The sequence below is a fragment of the Roseateles sp. P5_E11 genome (genome assembly GCF_054049355.1).
Map to the genome: position 1 here is coordinate 1 of NZ_JBFUMO010000056.1, position 19,024 is coordinate 19,024.

The window sequence follows — 19,024 nt, forward strand, 5'->3', positions numbered from 1 at the left end:
GCTGCCGCCCCAGCTGGGTGGCGGGCCGTCGGCCGCGTCGCGGCGCCAGGCCGAGTCGGGGAAAGCGTCCACGCGCTGGAAGCTCTTGGCTGCATCCGCGCTGCGCCACAGGCCGGCAAAGCGGCTGGCGAGGTAGAGCACGCGGCCGTCATTGGGGTCCACGGCCAGCCGCTCGCCATTGCCGCGGCCGCCCTCATTGCCGCCGAGCTTGAAGGGCAAGTCGGTGCGCTGGAAGGTGCGGCCGCGATCGTGTGAGCGCAGCACGGCGCCATTGGGCACGGCGGGGTTGGTGTAGGTGCCGCAAGCCAGATACAGGGCGTCGGAGTCGTTGGGGTCGACGGCCAGGCTCTCCACGCCCATCAGGTTGACTTCGCTCAGCGGCAACCAGTCCAACAGCGGCTGCCAGGGACCGGTGGCGGTGTCGCGGCGGTAGGCGCCGCCCATGTCGGTGCGGGCATAGGCTAGGCCCGGCACGGCGGGCTGGAAGACGATGCCATCCACAAAGCCGCCGCCACCGATGGCGACCGGGCGCCAGTTGTAGGACACGTCGGCAGGTGGCGCGGCCTGGGCAGTTGCGGCGGCGAGCAGCAGGGCGCCCAGCAGGGGCTTGATGGGGTTCATGTCTCCAGCACTTCTTATGACAGCGCTCGACATCGTAATTTGTTCGCTCGACGAACAAATACGGTTTACCCCAAGAAACTCGATGTCACCGCTGCTGATTGGATGTGGCGCGGCACGCTCTCAAGAGCGGAACGCCGATCCAGCCCGGACTGCATGGACGCGAGGCGAAACGATCATCGCTTGCGAAGGCTCTCAACCAATCCATCACAAGCTGCTTCGACCAAGTCCAGCACCTCATCGAAGCCGGCAGCGCCGCCGTAGTAGGGGTCAGGCACTTGCGGGTTGCCTGCGTGAGGCGCGTAGTCCATCAGCAGCTTCAGTCGATGCCGTTGGCTGGGCGGGCACAGCCGTTCCGCATGGGTGAGGTTGTCGGCATCCATTGCCAGCACAACGTCGAAGCGGACGAAGTCCTCGGCCACCAGCTTGCGGGCGCGCAAGCGACTCAGGTCATAGCCACGCTTCAGCGCGTGCTCCTGGCTGCGCTCATCCGGCGGCGCGCCGATGTGATAGCCGTGCGTGCCGGCCGAGTCCACCTCAACATCGAGGCCGGCAGCCGCCAGCTTGGCGCGCATGACGCCCTCGGCCGTCGGGCTGCGGCAGATATTGCCCATGCAAAAGAACAGGATGCGGCGGGTCATCAGTACATTCTCGACCGGGTTGTGGCAGCCGGTGGTGGGTGATCTTTGGCTTGAGCCGGTTGCTACATTGGCGGCAGAACGACATAGCGCCGGGGAGGCCATGAGCAATCGCGCAAACAACTTCGACGGGCTGCGTATCGTCGGCGCATTCCTGGTGCTGTTGACACATCACTTCCCGCTCATGGGCGGTATCGAGCCCGGCATTCGATCCACGTCCATGATCACGTTGGGCCATTTCGGCGTGATGCTGTTCTTCAGCATCAGCGGCTACCTGGTCGCGCAAAGCTGGGAGCGCGACCCCCACGTTGCTCGGTTCCTGGCGCGGCGTGCGCTGCGCATCATGCCCGGCTTCGCGGCCTGCATATTGGTGCTATGCATCGGCCTTGCCTGGTACGCCGCCACTCGCCACAGTACCGCCTACTGGCAAGGGCTCCTGGCCTACAGCGGCAACCTTGTTCCGCTGAGCTATTGGGACGACATTCACTTCATCGCCCGGCCGGGCGATGGGAAGCTCAACGGCCCCCTCTGGACCATCCCCTATGAGGTTCGTTGCTATCTGATCTTCGCGGTGGGCGCATTCCTTCTGCAGAAGCGGATGCGCTTTGCGGTGGCGGGCGGGCTGCTGTTGGGGCTGACCTGCTATCTGGCCGCGCACCTCGACGATGCCCTGGTGGCGCGCGCGCTCGTGGCCGAGGAGTTGCGCCTGACGCAGTTGATGCTGTTCTTCTGCTTTGGTGCAGCCCTTCACTACTTCCCTCTTACCGCGCGGCGGCTTGCCGTCCTCCTGGCGGGTGCACTGGTGGCCGCGCTGCTGGGCCATCAGCATCTGGCGACCTGGCTGGCCATTCCGCCCGTGGCGGTCTGCGTAGGCAGCCGCTCATGGCCCGTGCTGCGCAGTGCCGGCCGATTTGGCGATTTGTCCTACGGCGTCTATCTGTGGGGTTGGCCGACCCAGCAGCTGGTGTACATCTGGCTGGAGCCCAAAGTTCCTTTCCTCATGTCGCTGCTGCTGACGACATGCATGGTGTTGGTCCTGGCTTGGTTGTCCTGGACGTTCATCGAACGTCCGGCCCTTCGACTCAAGCCTCGCACCAGGCAGAGGCAGGAGGCCGAAGCACCTTCGCTTGCGCACCCCGGCCAGGATATGGCGGCGTAATACTTAGGCGAGCGCCTGCGCTCGCCTAACCCGCTACCAGGCGATACCGGCAGCGATGCTCAAAACCGCATGTCCGCCCGCAGCGAGATCACCCGGAAGGTGCGGTTGCGTGACCAGCTGTCGGTGACGATGTTGTGGCTGGTGATGGTGTCGATGTAGACGGCCTCCGACGTGACCTGTGCATCGCGCGGCAGCAGGTTGGCCAGGGACAGGCGCCAGTTGATGCCGTCGCGCACCGAGCCGCTGGCCCAGGACAGGTAGGCATCGAACTGGCGGCGGGCGGTCTCCTCACGCTTCAGGTTGAGGGTCTGCTGCACGCTGCTGGCCGGCACGTAGTTGAAGTTGAAGCCGCTGCCGAAGTTCTGGCCCAGGGCCTTCCAGCGGTGGTCGAGGCCGAAGTTCAGGCTGCCGCGCGGCTGCTGGTCCAGGCGGGCATTGGAGCCCGGGATGCCCTTGACCTTGCTGTCGAAGACGGCGATGTTGAAGCGCAGCAGCAGCAACTGCCATTCGGGCGGCGCTTCCTCCCACAGCTCGTCCAGGCGCGCCTTGACCTCGAACTCGAAGCCCATGGTGCGCGCGCCTTCCATGTTGCGCGGCCGGCTGACCCAGCGCTGCGACTCGTCCCAGGGCACGGTCTCCAGCTGCAGGTTGCTTCGGATCAGGCTCTTGATGTCGCGCACGAAAGCGCTGCCCGACACGATGCCGCCGGTGGGCAGCCAGTGCTCCAGGCTCAGGTCCACGCCGGTGGCCAGCTCGGGCTTGAGGTCGGGGTTGCCGGCGCGGTCGGCGTAGGTGGGCAGGTTGGGGCCGGTGGGGTAGGTGGTGTTGATGGTCGGCCGGGCGATCAGGTCGTTGAGGTTGGGCGAGCGGTAGCTGCGCGTCAGGCTCAGCCGCACCTGGTCCTTGGGGAAGGCCTCGGGCTTCCACAGCAGGTGAAAGAGCGGTGACGTGACCTGGGAGACGTTGCGCGTGTCGGGCAGCAAGCCGCTGGCATCGGCGCGGGTCTCGATGCGTTCGTAGCGGATGCCGGCATAGACCGACCAGATCTTGCTCGGGCTCCACTCGTCCTGCGTGTAGGCGGCAAAACGCTGGTTGCGCGAGCCCAGCGTGTCGCCGAACTTCTGCAGCGCGGGCGACTCCACGCCGTCGATCAGCGTGCGGCGCACCTGCACCCGGTGGCTCTGCTCGCTCTCGGCGCCGGTCACCCACTGGTGCTCCTTGGCGGTCTTGAGGCTCCACTTGGCGCCCAGGCTGGTCTGGTCTTCGTCGGTGACGTTGTGGTCGTCCTGGATGCGCTCCAGGTCGATGCCGATGTCCTTCAGCGTCTCGCGGCGCTGGCTGTTGCTGGTGGACTTGAAGCCGCCACGGCCCAGGCGCAGGTCCCAGCTCTCACCGACGGCGGGCCGATAGTTGGCCGACAGGTTGAGCCTCAGGTTGTGCACGCGGCCGTCGTTCTCGCCTTGCACGTCGCGAAAGCGCGTGAAGCCGACGGCGTTGTTCTGGCTCGACCCTTCGCTCTGCGACAGCGCGAAGAAGGGCGCGAGGTTGAAGCTCAGCGTGTCGCTGTATTTCCAGCGCAGGCGTGCGTTGCCGTTGAAGTTGGCGCTGTTGCCCACGCTCGTGCCTTGCTGCACGGTCTCGTTGAGCACCTCGCCGGTGTCGGTGTCGACGACGCGGTTGTGCGAGTCGATGTTGTTGAAGCGCCGGTGCAGGCCGGCGTTGGTCGACACCGCGCCGACGAACTCGTCGCCATTCGGCCCGCCCCACTTCAGGTTGCGCGTCCAGTTGGCGTCGGCCTGCGGCTCGCCGCGGTCCTGGCCGAGGCTCAGGCGCAGCTCGTTCGTGGCCTTGAGCAGGGGCTCGCGCAGGATGATGTTGATGGTGCCGGCAATGGCGCGCGCTCCAGTCTCGGCGGTGGGCGCGCGGTAGATCTCGATGCGTTCGACCTGGTCCGGCGGCAGGTCCTCCACCGCAAAGCCCGCCGGCGCGCGTTCGCCGTCGACGAGGATCTGCGTGAAGCCGCTGCCCAGGCCGCGCATGCGGATGTCGCCGCCACGCCCGGGCCGGCCGCCGATGGTGACGCCGGGCAGGCGGCGCAGCACGTCGCCCAGCACCGTGTCGCCGTAGCGGTCCAGGTCTTCGCGCTCGATGACGATCTTGCTGGCCGTGCTGTTGCGGCGGCGGCTGTTGGCCGTCGGCCCGCCGTTGACCTCGACGCGATCCAGGCGGTTGGCGGCGCCGCTGGCGGCGGAGGCCGGCGCGGCGGGCGGGGGCGTTTTTTGGGGCGTTGTCTGGGCCGCGCACAGGGCGTTGGCACACAGCATTGCCAGCGCAACAAGAAGGCGGCTCATGGCCGCGCATTCTTGCGGAGCGAAGTGACTTTCGCTTACGTAAAGCGCTCATTTACATGAGCGCAAGCGGCCGTCAGAACCGCCAACCCAGGCCGACGCTGGCAAGTGTCGGGTTGACCTTGAACTTGCCGGCCGACGCGCCGTTGGCATAGACCGTCGTCTGCAGGTCGACCTTCTTCACGTCGAAGTTCAGATAGGTGCCCTTGCTGATCTCGACGTCTGCGCCGATCTGCCAGGCAGCGCCCCAGCTGTTGTGCTTGATGCTGGGATGAAGAGCGGTCTGCACGGCAGGCGCGAACTCGACGCTGGAGAAATTGGTGTAGTTCACGCCCGCACCGACGTAGGGACGCACGGTGCCGGTCGGGTTGAAGTGGTACTGCAGCGTCAGCGTCGGCGGCAGGTGCTTGAGCGAGCCGATCTCGCTGCCGTTGGAGTAGATCGTCTGCTTCTGCGGATAGGTCAGGATCAGCTCGGCCGCGATGTTGGGCGCGATGAAGTAGCTGAAATCAACTTCTGGGAAGGTCTTGTTGTTGATCGACAGGCCCAGGCCCGTGCTGTCCTTGTTGGCGGAATCCAGGTGCAGCGCCCGCACGCGTACCAGCAGCGGGCCTTCATCGGCGAAGGCGGGCTGCAGGGCAAGGGCGGCGGCGGCAACGGCGGCCAGGCGCAGGGCGGAAGAGAACTTCATCAATGGCTCCAGTGAATGGGACGTGTCCCGATGGAGGCATTGCACGCGCCGGCGGCTCACGGCGGTTTGAGGCAACACAAGGTGGCGCCTCGCAGCGCCACACTCGATGTGGGGTTTTGCGCTGGATCAAACCTTGTTGCCAAGGCCGAGGCGTTTGCACAACTCCAGAGTCAGCGCGCTCTGGTTGAGCGTGTAGAAGTGGATGCCCGGCGCGCCGCCGTCKATGAGGCGTTCGCACAACCGCGTGATGACGTCCAGGCCGAAGGCGCGGATGCTGGCGGCGTCGTCCATGAAACCTTCCATCTTCATCTGCACCCAGCGCGGGATGTCGATGCCGTCGCGCTGCGCGAACTGGGCGATGCGGCCGTAGTTGTGGAAGGGCATGATGCCCGGCACGATGGGCTGGGTGACGCCCAGGCGRCGCGCCTCGTCGACGAAGTGGAAGTAGGCGTCGGCGTTGAAGAAGAACTGCGTGATCGAGCCATCGGCGCCGGCCTTCATCTTGTCGACGAAGTGCTGCAGGTCGCGCGCTGCATAGCGCTGCTGCGGGTGCACCTCGGGGTAGGCCGCGACCTCGATATGCCAATCCTTGCCCTGRGTCTCGCGGATGAAGCTGACCAGTTCGGACGCATAGCGGAACTCGCCCGCCGTGGCGGTGCCGCTGGGCAGGTCACCGCGCAGGGCGACGACGCGGTGGATGTCCTGGGCGCGGTAGGTGGCCAGGATCTCGGCGATGTTCTCGCGCGTGGAGCCCACGCAGGAGAGATGCGGTGCGGCATTGAAGCCGGCCGCGGCGATGTCCATCACGGCGCCCAGGGTCTTGTCGCGCGTGGAGCCGCCGGCGCCGTAGGTGACGCTGAAGTACTGKGGCGACATCGCGCCCAGCTCCTGCACGACGGTCTTGAGCTTTTCGACGCCGACCGGCGTGTTCGGGGGGAAAAATTCGAAACTGACAAGGGTGCTCATCGGGAGGCCCACAAGAAGAATTCGCGGTTGCCATCACCGCCGGTGATGGGGCTGTCGAAGTAGTCCAGCACCTTGAGGCCGAGGGCCGTGCAGGCCAGGCGCACGCGGGCTTCCAGTCGCGGGTAGTCGGCCTCGTCCTTGACGAGACCGCCCTTGCCCAGGGCTTGTGGCCCCAGTTCGAACTGCGGCTTGATGAGCACGAGCAGATGGCCGTGCACCTCCAGCCAAGGCAGCAACTCCGGGAGGCTGCCCACCATGGAAATGAAACTCAGGTCGCCGACGATCAGCGTGAAGCCGCCCGTCGGCGCGTGCTGGCGCAACACGTCCAGCTCGCGCACATGCACGCCTTCCAGCGCCGTGACGCGCGGGTCGGCCAGCAGCTTGGCATGCAGCTGGCCATGGCCTACGTCCACGCCAACGACATGGCGGGCGCCGTGAGCCAGCAGGCAGTCTGTGAAGCCGCCTGTGCTCTGGCCGACGTCCAGCACAGTGTGCGTCGTGACGTCGAAGCCGACGCGGGTGAGCGCCCCTTCCAGCTTGAGCCCGCCGCGCGACACATAGCGCAGCTCCGCGTCGTCGGTGACGCGCAGCTGCGCCGTCTCGGGCAGGTCCTCGCCGGCCTTCTTCAACATCGCCCAGCCGGTGGGCGAGGCCCATTCGGCGGCGGCGTTCGAGATCAAGCGCTGGGCCACCGAGCGGGTCGGTGCCAGGCCTTGGGCGACGAGGAGCTGGTCAGCGCGCATCGACGATCAGTACCGATAAGTGTCGGGCTTGTACGGGCCGGCCTTGTTGACGCCGATGTAGGCGGCCTGCTCTTCCGTCAGCTCGGTCAGCTGCGCATTCAGCGTGGTCAGCTGCAGGCGCGCGACCTTCTCGTCCAGGTGCTTGGGCAGCACATAGACCTGGCCGATGGCGTAGTTGTCCTTGTGCGCGTAGAGCTCGATTTGGGCGATGGTCTGGTTCGCGAACGAGCTGCTCATCACATAGCTCGGGTGGCCCGTGCCGCAGCCCAGGTTCACCAGGCGGCCCTTGGCCAAGAGAATGATCCGCTTGCCGTCCGGGAAGATCACATGGTCGACCTGGGGCTTGATCTCTTCCCACTCGTACTGCTCCAGCGCCGCGACCTCGATCTCGTTGTCGAAGTGGCCGATGTTGCAGACGATGGCGTTGTTCTTCATCGCCAGCATGTGCTCGTGGCGGATGACGTTCTTGTTGCCGGTCGTCGTCACGAAGATGTCGGCCTTGCTTTGGGCGTACTCCATCGTCACGACGCGATAGCCTTCCATCGCGGCCTGCAGTGCGCAGATGGGGTCGATCTCGGTGACCCACACTTGCGCCGACAGCGCACGCAGCGCCTGGGCCGAGCCCTTGCCCACGTCGCCATAGCCGGCCACGACGGCGATCTTGCCGGCGACCATCACGTCGGTAGCGCGCTTGATGCCGTCCACCAGCGATTCACGGCAGCCGTAGAGGTTGTCGAACTTGCTCTTGGTGACCGAGTCGTTGACGTTGATGGCGCGGAACAGCAGCGTGCCCTTGGCCGACATTTCCTTCAGGCGGTGCACGCCCGTGGTCGTCTCTTCGGTCACGCCGATGATCTCAGYGCTCTTGCGGGTGTACCAGCTGCCGTCTTCGGCGACCTTCTTCTTGATGGCCGCGAACAGGATGCGCTCTTCCTCGCTGCCGGGGTTGGCCAGCACGGACAAGTCCTTCTCGGCCTTCTGGCCCAGGTGCATCAGCAGCGTCGCGTCGCCGCCGTCGTCCAGGATCATGTTGGGGCCTTCGCCCGCTTCACCCTTGCCGGCAAATTCGAAGATGCGGTGGGTGTAGTCCCAGTAGTCTTCCAGCGTCTCGCCCTTGTAGGCGAACACGGGCGTGCCGACGGCGGCGAGGGCCGCGGCGGCGTGGTCTTGCGTGGAGAAAATGTTGCACGAGGCCCAGCGCACTTCGGCGCCCAGGGCTTGCAGCGTCTCGACGAGCACGGCCGTCTGGATGGTCATGTGCAGCGAACCGGTGACGCGCGCGCCCTTGAGCGGCTGTGTGGCGGCGTATTCCTTGCGGATGGCCATCAACGCCGGCATCTCATGCTCGGCGATCTTGATTTCCTTGCGGCCCCAGTCGGCCAGCGACAGGTCCTTGACGATGTGATTCGTGGTGCTCATGCAGGGCTCCTTCAAGCGAATGAAGCCGCTGGCGGGTCGTACGGGGGGATCAAACCTCACCCAGGCACGGATTGCCAGCGGGTGAGCGCAGTTGCAGGGGGTCAGAACTTCCGAGCCTGGCCTCAATAGGTGCTGAGGTTGCAACGCTCCTCGGAAGGAGGCGGCATTCTAGCCGGCAGCGCTGCGCAGCAGCGAGATGTCCTCGCGTGGCGGCGCGCCAAAAAGGCGACGATATTCACGGCTGAACTGCGAAGGGCTCTCGTAACCAACCCGGTGCGCGGCGCTGGCGGCATCCAGGCCATCGCCCAGCATCAACCGGCGCGCCTGCTGCAGGCGCAGGTTTTTCTGGAATTGCAGAGGCGACAAGGCGGTCAGCTGCTTGAAGCGCAGATGCAGCGTCGACGGGCTCATGTGGGCCAACTCGGCCAGTTCGTCGATGGACAGAGGTTCGGCATAGCGGCGCGACAGCTGCTCGATGACGCGGCCCACGCGGCGGGTGACGCCGTCGGTATGCGCCAGCGAACGCAGCCGCGGGCCCAGCGGGCCGGTCAGCACGCGGTAGAGGATCTCGCGCTGCACCAACGGTGCCAGCGTCTTCAGATCCTGCGGGCTGTCCAGCAGCTGCAGCAGACGCAGGGCAGCGTCCAGCAGCGGCGCGGTGACGGGCGCGACATGCAGGCCGGCGTCGTTGCCTTCAGGCGGTGCATCGCCGTCCAGCAGCAGCTCGGTCAGCGCCTGCGTCTCGCAGCTCAGGCGCATACAGACATAGGGCTTGGCCGGGCTGGCCTCCAGCACTTGGCCGCGCGGCAGCATGGTCATGGGTACGACGAGGCACTGCATCGCGTCGTAGTGCACCACGCGCTCGCCGAGCTGCGCGCGCTTTCGCCCCTGCAGCACCAGCACCAGGCCGGGCTCGTAAACCGCCGGCACCGGCTGGGCCGGCGCGCTGGCGCGGATCAGCCGCAGCCAGGGCAGGGCGGTCGTGTGCAGGCCATCTGCGGGCGCGCGGGCCAGGGCCTGCGCGATGGTGCGCTCGCGCAGGGCGTGCAGGTCATCGTCTTGAGGCATGTGAGCGATTGTGCAAACACTTGCCCAAAGCTGGCGTCGTGCAGGGGCATGCGCTGGAGGATCGGGCAAGCATGTCCGAGCTTTGTGCTGGGCGACCGGCGCCCGGTTTCCTAAGCTGTCCCCATCCCATTGATGATCCCTTCAAGGAGTTCCACCATGACGCATTCGACCCTTYCCCGCCGCCGCCTCGGCGCTCACGGCCCCGCGGTGTCTGCCCTGGGCCTGGGCTGCATGGGCATGTCCGAGTTCTACGGCCCGGCCGATGATGCCCAGTCGCTGGCCGTGCTGCACCACGCGCTGGACATCGGCATCAACTTCCTCGACACGGCCGACATGTATGGCACCGGCGCCAACGAGCGCCTGCTGTCGCAGTTGCTGGCCACGCGTCGCTACGAGGTGATCGTCGCGACAAAGTTCGGCCATGTGCGTGCGCCGGATGGCGCGGCGGTGCGCATCGACGGCAGCCCGGCCTATGTGCGCGAGGCCTGCGATGCGAGTCTCAAGCGCCTGGGTGTGGATCACATCGACCTCTACTACCAGCACCGCGTCGACAAGAACGTGCCCATCGAAGAAACCGTCGGCGCGATGGCTGAGCTGGTCAAGGCCGGCAAGGTCGGGCACCTGGGCCTTTCGGAGGCCTCGGCCGCGACCATCCGCCGCGCACATGCGGTGCACCGAATAGCCGCTGTGCAGACCGAATACTCGCTGTGGAGCCGCGACGTCGAAGCCGAGATCCTGCCCACCTGCCGTGAGTTGGGCATCACGCTGGTGCCCTACAGCCCGCTGGGCCGCGGCTTCCTGACCGGCGCCATCCGTTCGGCCGAGCAACTGGCACCCGACGATCGCCGCCGCATCCATCCGCGCTTCCAGGGCGGCAACCTGGACCACAACCTCGCGCTGGCCGATGCGCTGTCGGCGTTGGCCGAGGAGTGGAGCTACACGCCGGCCCAGCTCGCGCTGGCCTGGCTGCTGCACCGGGGCGAGGACATCGTGCCCATTCCCGGCACGCGCAGCATCAAGCGGCTCGATGAGAACGCGCTGGCGTCCCACATCCACTTCGATGCCGGCCGGCGCGAGCGCATCGAGGCGCTGCTGGCCGCGCACATGGTGGCCGGCACGCGCTACCCGGCGGCGCAGATGAGCGCGGTCAACGTGTGATGCTGCGATAGGCCCAGAAGCGCGGCAACAGGAAGCCGGTGGCGATGACACCGGCCAGGCAGATCACGCCGCCGATCCAGATCGCCGGCGCCACGCCCCAGGCGTCGGCCATGAAGCCTGCCCGCGCGTTGCCGACCAGCGGGCCGGTCAGGTAGCTGATCATCTCGATGCCCGCGAGCCGCCCGCGCAGCGTGTTCGGGATGGTCTCGTTCCAGATGGTGCCGCGGAACACGCCGCTGACCATGTCGGCGGCACCCGCCACCGCCAGGCAGGCCAGGCCCAGCATCAAGCTGGGTGCAAAGCCCAGCGCCACGATGCCCAGCGCCCACACGGCCGCCGCGATGACGACGGCGCGGCCATGGCGCGTGACCTTGCCGGTCCAGCCGCTGAACAGGCCAATGACCAGCGCGCCGACCGACATCGCCGACAGCAGCCAACCCACCGATTCGGTACGCCCGTCCGCCGCCGCCATGGCCGGGAACAGCGCCACCGGGAAGGCGAAGGCCATCGCGACGATGTCGACGATGTAGGTGCCCATCAGCTCGGGCCGCGCCCAGGCGAAGCGCAGGCCCTCGGCAAGATCGGCCAGCAGATGCGGCCGTTCGCCGGGGGCGTCGACCGTGCCGATGGTTTCGCGCGGTATGCGGGCGATGAAGAACAGCGCCGCGATGAAGGTCGCGAAGTCGAAGATGTAGGCGCCGACCGCGCCCCATTTCGCCAGCAACAGCCCGGCCAGCGCCGGCCCGGCCACCATGCCCACCGTGCCGCGCACCGACGACAGCGCCGCGACGGCAGCAAATTCCTCGGGCCGCGCGAGTTTCTGCGTCAGCGCCTCCAGCGCCGGCCGATGGAAGCCGCTCGCGCCCTGCAGTACCGCCACCAGTGCGTAGATGGCCAGCACGCTCGGCGTGGCGCTCAGCGCATTCATCAGCAGGCCGGCCAGGCACAACGCCATCAAGGCCTCGGAGCCGATCAGCAGCCGCTTGCGGTCGACCCGGTCCGCCACCGCGCCGCCCAGCAGGCCGCACACAACCACGGGGATCAGCTGCACCAGGCCGAGCAGGCCGACCTGGGCGTTGGAGTGCGTCAGCTCATAGAGCTGCCAGGGCACGGCCACATAGCTGACCATGGTGCCCAGGCCCGAGATGAACTGACTGGCGAAGAGGCGGCGAAAGGCGGTGTTGCGGCGCAGCGGCCCGATATCAAGAAGCATTCAGTGAACTTGGCTTTCGAAGCGGGCAAAGCGTGCTTCGAGGTCCCATTGCAGGCGGGCCTTGGTGTGGGTGGAAAGGAAGTCGCGGCAGCGCGCCGTCTTGGGCTCAGCTCCGGTGCGTTCGCCTGTGCAGCTTGCAACGAAGCGGCCGCTGCCGGTGTCGGCCAGCAAAGCCTGACCTTCGACGAAGCCGTAGTGGAGGGCATTGCGCGACAGCTGCTTGAAGTCACGGTAGCTCAGCTTCGGATAGGTGGCCGCGGCGCGCTGGTATTCGTTCGTCAGGTCGATGCGGAACACGCCTTCATCGTCGGCCGACAAGGCCGTGGGCACGCCGAACTGGCGGTACAGCAGGAAGGGGTGCTGATCGCCCTTGAGGTCGTGCACGATGGCATTGCTGGTCAGGTTGATCTCAACCATCACGCCCCGCTTGGCCATCTCGCGCAGCGTGTCGAAGGCGCCGGTCTCCAGGCCGATCGCCTCGCCGTGACCGATGCGGCGCGCACCGGCGACGTCCAGCGCCTGGCGGATGTGGTCCTTGAAATCCTCGGGCGGTACGAGGCCGAATCCGAACTCGCCCGCATGCAGCGTGACCTTCACCTCGGGGTAGAGCTTGCTTAAGCGCCCGATGACGCTCATCTGCTCCTTGTAGTGGCGCAGCGTGCCGGGGTCGTCCTCGGGCGCGACGAGATTGAGCCCGACGTAGCGCGGGTCGGCCTTCACAAGCAGGAAGGCCAGCGCGATCTGCGCATTGACCTGCTCGGGCGGGAAGGTGCGGATGACCTGGGCCAGATAGCGCAGCGCCACGCCGCAGCCCGGCTCGGCATTGGCCTGGTTGCAGTGCGACAGCTCGCGCCAGCGCTTCTCGATGCGGTCCAGCTCGGCGCGCGTGTCGGCGACGATGCGCTGCAGGGCCGGGTGATGGGCCCAGTCGCTGGTGGGCCGGTCGGCGCGAAAGGCACCGGCCTCGGCCGCCGCGATGGCGCGCGCCTTGTCCATGCCCCAGGACTGCAACAGCTCCAGGTAGACCGTGTTCTCCGCGCCGCGGCGGTTGGTCGCCTCACGCAGCATGTCGCCCTCGCGGCCGAGCGTGCCGGGGATGAAGCGGCCGAAGGTGACGAAGGTCTGGTCATGGCCCGACTTGCTGCCGCGCTCGAAGTTGCGTACCGAGTAGGCGTCGACGAGCTGGCTGTAGCGGGCGCTGTCGGCCGCGTAGTCCTTCATCAGGGGCCGCGCCGTGTCGCAGGGCGGGAAACTGATCTGGCCACTGGCCGGGTCCACGCATTTGCCGTCGGCGCTGGCCCAGCCAATGATGTTCTCGGCGTAGATGCTGCCGTCCAGGTGGTTGTGCAGGTCGCCGCCCTTGGGGAAGGCGGCCATGAATTGCCGCAGCAGCCAGGGGTTGCTGCGGGCTTGCTCAAGCGCGCGGGCTGCACCGGCCTCGTCGGCATGGGCCAGCGGGCACAGGGTCAGGGCGAGAAGCAGTGGGGCAAGACGGCGCATGGCGGCAACTCGGGCGGCAATCGTGACCGGGCGATCCTAGGGGTGATCGACCCAAGCGCCGCGATCTCGTAGATCCGGGCACGATGGCGTTGCTGTCGATAAGTCGGATGCGGTACAACGATGTGCTCTCGCCAAGCCCTGCGCCAAGCGTTCGCATGCAGCCAGGGATCGATGCCGCCAATCACAAGCGCGGCGCCCTCCAGCCCGACATGTATGGGCTCCTAGCCTTCGGTGAAATCTTCAAGCTGCATAACGTTGCCGTCCAGTGGCCTGGTTCCGAGCGTAGCGACGGTGACGAATCTGTTCCCGGTGTTCAGAAGATCTCGATCACCGTTGCAGCTGGGGCAAGGCCTTCGCTGACGGCGCGCAGCGTGGCGCGACCGGGGCTGCCGGTGGATTGCAGGATCACCTGTGCATGGCCGTTGAACACGCTGCGTTGCCACGGCCCGGTGGACGTGGTGGTGCGCAGCGTGACCCAGCGCCGGCCGCCCTGCGCGTCGTCGAAGAGCTTGCGCGTGCCACCGGCCGGCGTGGCGAAGACGAGGGTCAGCGTGTTGAGATCGCTCAACTGAGCAGGGTCGAAGTCGATCACGCCCATGCCGTCCTCGCGGCGCGGCGTCTGGGCCTTGCCGTTCAAATAGACCTGCTGGCCCGGCGCGATGTCGCCCACGAACAGCGCCGCGCGGCCAACCCCCGCAGCCGGGCGGGCAAAGCTGGCGTGCACGACGTTCCAGGCGCTGTCGGCCGGCTGCTTCTYGGGCGGCAGCCAGGCGAACGGGTCGCGACCCTTCTCGGCGTCGGCACCGGCCAGCAATGCCGCCGCGTCATCCTGCCGCGCCACGCCCTGCAGGCGCCAGCGGTCGAGCGTCACGTAGCGATGGAACTCGGCCGGCTTGTCGGCCTCGTGCGAGCCCGGGTCGCCGTTGCCCATGCCGATCAGCCGCGCCGGGCCGGAGACCTCGAAGCTGATGCACTGGCTGGCCGTGGGCACGACGCGGCCTTCGCGGTCGACCACGCTGACCCTGACCACCGCCACATCGTCGCCATCGGCGCGGATGCGCGCACGGTCCGCCGTCAGCCGCACGGCGCTGCCGTTGCCCGTGGTGGCCACGGTCTCGGTGACGACGAGCTTGCCGCCCTGGTAGCCGCGCGCCACCAGGCTGCCCGGCGCATAGGGCACGGTCCATTGCAGGTGGGCGTAGCGCGCCAGCGACTTGCGACCCAGCGAACCGCCGTTCAGCAGCAGCTCGACCTCATCGGTGTTGGCGTAGACGCGCACGTCGATGGGCTGGCCTTCACGGCCGGGCCAGTTCCAGTGCGGCAATACATGGACCATGGGCTCGGCAGTCCAGGCGGCCTTGAGGTACTGGCCGCTGTCCTTCAGCGCGCCGGTCGTGTCCATCATGCCGAACTGCGAGGAGACGGCGGGCCAGCCGTAGGGCGTGGTCTCGCCGCGGTAGTCGAAGCCGGTCCAGAAGAACACGCCGGCCAGGAAGGGGCGCTCGGCGTTGAAGCGCCAGGCCTCTTCGACGGTCGAGGTCGAGTCGCCGCCTGAGCGCTTGTCGTAGGCAGCGATCTGCACGCGGGCCGGGTCGTCGGCGTAGATGCCGCGCGTCGCGTAGGTCAGGCCTTCCTCGGTGACGACTGATGCGCGCTCGGGGAAGCGCTTGTGCATCGCATCGATGTTGTGCTGGCCCTTGTAGTTGAAGCCGATGACCTGCGAGCCGACCGATGTGCCCTCGGCCGCACCCGAGCTGGAGGCGGCCAGCGTCGCGGGCCGGGTCGGATCCAGGCGGCGCACGATGGCCTGCATCTGCTGCGCGAGGCGAGTGCCGATTTCGGAGTTCTCGATGGCCCATTCCTCGTTGCCCACCGACCACAGGATGACCGACGGGTGGTTGCGGTCGCGCCGCACCATGCGCTCCAGCTCGTCGCGGATCTGCGGCGCGGTGCCCATCATGCGGTGCTCGTCGATGACGAGGATGCCGAGGCGGTCGCAGGCGTCCAGCAGCTCGGGCGTGGCCGGATGGTGGGCCGAGCGGATGGCGTTCACGCCCATGCCCTTGAGCATCTTCAGCCGCGCCTCGTGCATGGCGTCGGGCAGGGCAATGCCGATGCCGGCGTGGTCCTGGTGGTTGTTGACGCCGTGCAGCTTGACGTGGCGGCCGTTGAGGAAGAAGCCGGCGTTGGCATCGAAGTGGATCGTGCGGATGCCGAAGGGCGTGTCGTAGCTGTCGACCACGCGGCCGCCGCTCTTCACATGGGTCGTCAGCGTGTAGCGCTGCGGCGTTTCCAGAGACCACAGCTGCGGCGCCGTCACGCGCAGCGTCGCGGCCACGTCGGTGCTGGTGTCCACGCCCACGCGCCTTGCCGGTACGCTGGCGCGTGCGACGACGCGCCCGGCGGGGTCGCGCAGCTCGTGCTCCAGGCTGAAGGAGGCGGGCGCCTTGCCGTCGTTACGCACCGTCGTGTCGACGGCCACGTCGGCGCGGCCGCCCGTGACCGTGGCGCGCACGGAGCTGCCCCAGTGGTCCACGCGCAGCGGCTCGGTCTGCGTCAGCCAGACATGGCGGTAGATGCCGGCGCCTTCGTACCACCAGCCTTCCTGTGTGGTGGCGTCCACGCGCACCGCGACGAMGTTGCGCCCGCCAAAGTTCAGGTAGTCGGTGATGTCGACGTTGAAGCTTGAGTAGCCGCTGGCCTCGCGGCGCAGGTAGTGGCCGTTGACCCAGACCACGCTGTCACGGAAGACGCCGTCGAACTCCAGCGCGATGCGCTTGCCGCGTGCCGACTGGGGAAGAGCCAGCTCACGGCGGTACCAGCCGACGCTGTTCTCGGGGAAGCTCCGGCCGATGGCCTTGGAGCCATGCAGCGAACTGCCGCGCGCGTCGAAGGGCAGTTCCACCGCCCAATCGTGCGGCAAGTCCAGGCGGCGCCAACTGCGGTCGTCGAAGTCGGCCCCCGCAGGGCCGTCGCCAAAGCCGGCCTTGGCGAAGAAGAAGGAGCCCGTGCCGTGGTTGAAGTCCTGCGCCGGGTCATGCGCATGGCCCAGCGCAAAACGCCAGCCGTCATCGATGCGGGTGCGCTGGCGCGCGCCATCAGCGGCAGTGGCGCTGCCGACGGCAAGGGCCAGTGCAAGGGCCCAGAAGACCCAGGAGAAGGGGCGAAGTGGTCTCATCTTGATGTTTGACGTTGGGGTCATGGTTTGCTCGGATTCGCTTCGGCTGCCTATCGCGGCCAATGCAGCAGGCCAGCGTTGCGGGCATAACCGACCACCTCGGTGACGCGTGCCATGAAGGTCGGGCTGATGTTGCCGTTGGCGTCGGCGTACTGGTTCCAGCTGGCGGGAATGCGCACGGTCTTGAGGCAGGCCGCATGAAGGTGCTCGGCCGGTTGTCTCCTCCGGACACGAGCGTTATTGAAGGATGTGGCTCAGTGCGTGGACCTACATCCCGACAACGACGACGGACTTGGGCGACAGTTCCAGCACCGGGCCTTGCGGGCCGGCATGGCGGAGAACGGCACCGGTGTGATGACCTGCGGCTGCTCTAAGGTGTTGTGCGCGTCCATGGCGACTGCGGTCAGCAACTGGCCCTTGGCTGCGGGTGTGAGGTGGGTCGTCACTCGGATCGCGGTGCCGTCACCAAAGGGCAAAACGCGCTCGGCCATGACGCTGTTGCCCTTCAGCGCGCGCGCGCCATCTTGACCTTGAGCATGATGGGCTCCGCCATCAGGTTCAGGCCGCTGTCGACCTGGTCGCCGTTCCAGACGCGCTCCATCTGCCAGCGGCCCTTGTCGTCAAAGCTGCCTTCCTCGACACGCAGCATGAAGCCGCTTGCTTGCGGCCCGCCTTCCATGCGCACGCGGGTGCGCTGGCCAACGATGAGGAACTCGTCGTCGCCGATCTGCGCAATGGCCACGCCGCCGCCGGGCTGTTCGGTGCCGGCCGGCCGCTCGTCCTTGCTGTCCCATGCAAGGTCCCAGAACTGCCATTGGCGGTAGGTCAGCTTGGCGACCCAGCCGCCCGGCAGTTCCAGCGACTGGGGCTTGCGGTCGTCGCCCTCAGCGGCGCCGCGCGTGCGGCCCTCGAAGGCCCACTGCGCCCACTGGCGCTGGATGGGCCGGAAGGCGCCGAAGACGCGTGCGAAGGGCTCGACCATGGTCTTGTCGGCGCGCTTGGAGCCCAGCGGGAAGTTGGCGTAGTTGAAGTAGTCCAGGCCGAAGGGCGCCACACCCAGGGTGCCGCGGCCCAGCGCCGCGTAGATCCAGCGCGCATAGCCCTCGGCATTGCCGATCTCGGGAATCCACAGCGCGTTGTCCGGCCGCTGGTACAGGCGCATGTTGGCCTTGATCCCCTCGGAGTTGGGCGTATAGATGTCGGGCGCGACGATGTCGATGGCGGGCGCGGCGGCCTTGTAGATGTCGATGACGTCCCAGACCGGTCCACCGCTGGCGAAGTTGCCCTGCCATGGCTTGGGCGGCTGTTCCAGCGCCTCGCGCAGCGCGCCGTTGACGTACATCGGCAGGTCGTAGACGGCGCGGCCGGCCTTGGCGATCTCGCCGATGTAGCGGGCGATGGCCCAGGCGTGGAAGTACTCGTCGGCGTAGTCGCCATAGACCTCGCGCCAGTTGCCCGATGCGGCGGCCTTGGGCTTCTGACGCGCCGCCACTTCGGCGGGCACCGGCTGCTCGAAGGCCGCCTGGGCGGCTGGCGCGAAGTCGCGCACGAGGCCGTAGGTGCCGGCCTCGTTCTCGACCTGAACCATCAGCACGGTGCGCTCGGTCGCGTCGATCTTCTTCAGGTGGGCCATGAGCGCCACGAAGGCGCGCTTGTCGGACTTGAGCGTCTCTTCGCCGAAGGGGCTGAAGCAGAAGTTGGCCTTGCCGTCGCGGTCCAGCATGGAAGGGAAGCGCTTCCCATTGAGCTTGACCCAGTCGGGGGTGTACGAGCCGCCGGTGTTCTTCCAGGTCGCGAACCACAACAGCACGAGGCGCTTGTCCTGCTGCCGCGCTTCCTTGACCAGGACGTCGAGGAAGCTGAAGTCGAACTGGCCTTCCTGGGGCTCGACCTGCTGCCAGGCCACCGGCATCAGCACGGTGTTGGCATGCGCATCGTTGGCCGCGGCCCAGACCTTGCCCAGGGCTTTGGGGTAGTTGCTGGAGTTGTGCGCCTGGGCGCCGAGCATCAGGAAGGGTTTGCCGTCGACGAGCAGGGCATGTTGGCCGTCGCGCTGCACGAGGCGCGGGGCTTCGGCGGCGCTGACGGGCGTGATCAGCACTGCGGCGAGCAGCGCCGCGATCAAGGCGGCCTTCTTCATGGGTGACGCTTTGCGCGGCCCTGCGCGCCTTACGGTTTCGCAGGGCCGGTCAGGCGCAGCATCAGCACGCTGTGTGGCGCCAGCCGCGCTTCCAGTTTGCCGCTGGTGTCGCCCGTCTTCTTGCTCCACAGGTCGGACCAGCGGTAGACGGCCTGCTTGAAATCGACCGATCGCTTGCTCAGGTC

General features: G+C 67.3%; 15 protein-coding genes, 2 pseudogenes and 1 riboswitch. Of the genes and pseudogenes, 2 read left to right on the forward strand and 15 right to left on the reverse strand.

The genetic code is table 11. The annotated features are described in order from the left end of the window. Window positions 1-621: pseudogene (locus tag ACXJKR_RS06865) on the reverse strand (hypothetical protein); the annotation flags it as partial. A 173-nt stretch (window positions 622-794) separates the two neighbouring features. Continuing rightward, window positions 795-1,259, reverse strand: coding sequence for a low molecular weight protein-tyrosine-phosphatase (locus ACXJKR_RS06870; RefSeq protein WP_457321835.1), 465 nt, complete (start codon window positions 1,257-1,259; stop codon window positions 795-797). A 100-nt stretch (window positions 1,260-1,359) separates the two neighbouring features. Here ACXJKR_RS06870 and ACXJKR_RS06875 point away from each other — a divergent pair, with 100 nt between their 5' ends. Further along, window positions 1,360-2,415, forward strand: a complete 1,056-nt coding sequence (locus ACXJKR_RS06875; protein WP_457321837.1) for an acyltransferase family protein — start codon at window positions 1,360-1,362, stop codon at window positions 2,413-2,415. Window positions 2,416-2,474: 59 nt separating this feature from the next. Here ACXJKR_RS06875 and ACXJKR_RS06880 read toward each other — a convergent pair whose 3' ends face one another. From ACXJKR_RS06880 to ACXJKR_RS06905, 6 genes are all read right to left on the reverse strand, one after another. Next, entirely contained in the window at window positions 2,475-4,766 is a 2,292-nt protein-coding gene (locus tag ACXJKR_RS06880) for a TonB-dependent receptor plug domain-containing protein (RefSeq protein WP_457321839.1), read from the reverse strand. Window positions 4,767-4,839: 73 nt separating this feature from the next. Further along, window positions 4,840-5,454: an OmpW/AlkL family protein gene (locus ACXJKR_RS06885; protein ID WP_056192435.1), complete on the reverse strand. Its 615-nt coding sequence runs from the start codon at window positions 5,452-5,454 to the stop codon at window positions 4,840-4,842. A gap of 126 nt (window positions 5,455-5,580) precedes the next feature. Then, window positions 5,581-6,420 (reverse strand): methylenetetrahydrofolate reductase [NAD(P)H], encoded by an 840-nt coding sequence (gene metF / locus ACXJKR_RS06890; RefSeq protein ID WP_056192437.1) that lies wholly within the window; start codon window positions 6,418-6,420, stop codon window positions 5,581-5,583. After that, on the reverse strand, window positions 6,417-7,163 hold the full coding sequence (locus ACXJKR_RS06895; RefSeq protein ID WP_056192440.1) for a TlyA family RNA methyltransferase: 747 nt from the start codon (window positions 7,161-7,163) through the stop codon (window positions 6,417-6,419). The genes metF and ACXJKR_RS06895 overlap by 4 nt, the downstream gene beginning before the upstream one ends. Before the next feature lie 6 nt (window positions 7,164-7,169). Continuing rightward, on the reverse strand, window positions 7,170-8,582 hold the full coding sequence (gene ahcY / locus ACXJKR_RS06900; protein WP_457321842.1) for an adenosylhomocysteinase: 1,413 nt from the start codon (window positions 8,580-8,582) through the stop codon (window positions 7,170-7,172). A 76-nt stretch (window positions 8,583-8,658) separates the two neighbouring features. Next, a riboswitch (S-adenosyl-L-homocysteine riboswitch) is annotated at window positions 8,659-8,740 on the reverse strand. Between the two features lie 10 nt (window positions 8,741-8,750). Then, window positions 8,751-9,650: an AraC family transcriptional regulator N-terminal domain-containing protein gene (locus ACXJKR_RS06905; protein ID WP_457321844.1), complete on the reverse strand. Its 900-nt coding sequence runs from the start codon at window positions 9,648-9,650 to the stop codon at window positions 8,751-8,753. 156 nt (window positions 9,651-9,806) lie between these two features. On the opposite strand from ACXJKR_RS06905, the gene ACXJKR_RS06910 reads away from it, so the two are divergent. Then, window positions 9,807-10,808, forward strand: a complete 1,002-nt coding sequence (locus ACXJKR_RS06910; RefSeq protein ID WP_457321846.1) for an aldo/keto reductase — start codon at window positions 9,807-9,809, stop codon at window positions 10,806-10,808. On the opposite strand, the gene ACXJKR_RS06915 is transcribed toward ACXJKR_RS06910, so the two are convergent. The 7 genes and pseudogenes from ACXJKR_RS06915 to ACXJKR_RS06945 form a co-directional block, all read right to left on the reverse strand. Further along, entirely contained in the window at window positions 10,798-12,021 is a 1,224-nt protein-coding gene (locus ACXJKR_RS06915; protein ID WP_457321848.1) for an MFS transporter, read from the reverse strand. The two genes, ACXJKR_RS06910 and ACXJKR_RS06915, sit on opposite strands and share 11 nt — an antisense overlap. After that, window positions 12,022-13,521, reverse strand: a complete 1,500-nt coding sequence (locus ACXJKR_RS06920) for a hypothetical protein (protein WP_457321850.1) — start codon at window positions 13,519-13,521, stop codon at window positions 12,022-12,024. Window positions 13,522-13,834: 313 nt separating this feature from the next. Then, window positions 13,835-16,699 (reverse strand): beta-galactosidase GalA, encoded by a 2,865-nt coding sequence (gene galA, locus ACXJKR_RS06925; RefSeq protein ID WP_457321852.1) that lies wholly within the window; start codon window positions 16,697-16,699, stop codon window positions 13,835-13,837. A 50-nt stretch (window positions 16,700-16,749) separates the two neighbouring features. Then, window positions 16,750-16,896 (reverse strand): annotated as a pseudogene (locus tag ACXJKR_RS06930) (cellulase family glycosylhydrolase); the annotation flags it as partial. 57 nt (window positions 16,897-16,953) lie between these two features. Next, window positions 16,954-17,190, reverse strand: coding sequence for a hypothetical protein (locus ACXJKR_RS06935; protein ID WP_457321854.1), 237 nt, complete (start codon window positions 17,188-17,190; stop codon window positions 16,954-16,956). A gap of 14 nt (window positions 17,191-17,204) precedes the next feature. After that, window positions 17,205-18,839, reverse strand: a complete 1,635-nt coding sequence (locus ACXJKR_RS06940) for a DUF5597 domain-containing protein (protein WP_457321856.1) — start codon at window positions 18,837-18,839, stop codon at window positions 17,205-17,207. A 29-nt stretch (window positions 18,840-18,868) separates the two neighbouring features. Then, complete coding sequence (locus ACXJKR_RS06945; RefSeq protein WP_457321857.1) at window positions 18,869-19,021, reverse strand: hypothetical protein; 153 nt, start codon at window positions 19,019-19,021, stop codon at window positions 18,869-18,871. Window positions 19,022-19,024 lie beyond the last annotated feature (3 nt).

What these genes read in the sequence shown, in the direction of transcription:
- ACXJKR_RS06870 (WP_457321835.1), bottom strand. Translation starts at nt 1,259, where the DNA reads ATGACCCGCCGCATCCTGTTCTTTTGCATGGGCAATATCTGCCGCAGC.
- ACXJKR_RS06875 (WP_457321837.1), top strand. Translation starts at nt 1,360, where the DNA reads ATGAGCAATCGCGCAAACAACTTCGACGGGCTGCGTATCGTCGGCGCA.
- ACXJKR_RS06880 (WP_457321839.1), bottom strand. Translation starts at nt 4,766, where the DNA reads ATGAGCCGCCTTCTTGTTGCGCTGGCAATGCTGTGTGCCAACGCCCTG.
- ACXJKR_RS06885 (WP_056192435.1), bottom strand. Translation starts at nt 5,454, where the DNA reads ATGAAGTTCTCTTCCGCCCTGCGCCTGGCCGCCGTTGCCGCCGCCGCC.
- ACXJKR_RS06895 (WP_056192440.1), bottom strand. Translation starts at nt 7,163, where the DNA reads ATGCGCGCTGACCAGCTCCTCGTCGCCCAAGGCCTGGCACCGACCCGC.
- ACXJKR_RS06905 (WP_457321844.1), bottom strand. Translation starts at nt 9,650, where the DNA reads ATGCCTCAAGACGATGACCTGCACGCCCTGCGCGAGCGCACCATCGCG.
- ACXJKR_RS06915 (WP_457321848.1), bottom strand. Translation starts at nt 12,021, where the DNA reads ATGCTTCTTGATATCGGGCCGCTGCGCCGCAACACCGCCTTTCGCCGC.
- ACXJKR_RS06920 (WP_457321850.1), bottom strand. Translation starts at nt 13,521, where the DNA reads ATGCGCCGTCTTGCCCCACTGCTTCTCGCCCTGACCCTGTGCCCGCTG.
- ACXJKR_RS06935 (WP_457321854.1), bottom strand. Translation starts at nt 17,190, where the DNA reads ATGGCCGAGCGCGTTTTGCCCTTTGGTGACGGCACCGCGATCCGAGTG.
- ACXJKR_RS06940 (WP_457321856.1), bottom strand. Translation starts at nt 18,839, where the DNA reads ATGAAGAAGGCCGCCTTGATCGCGGCGCTGCTCGCCGCAGTGCTGATC.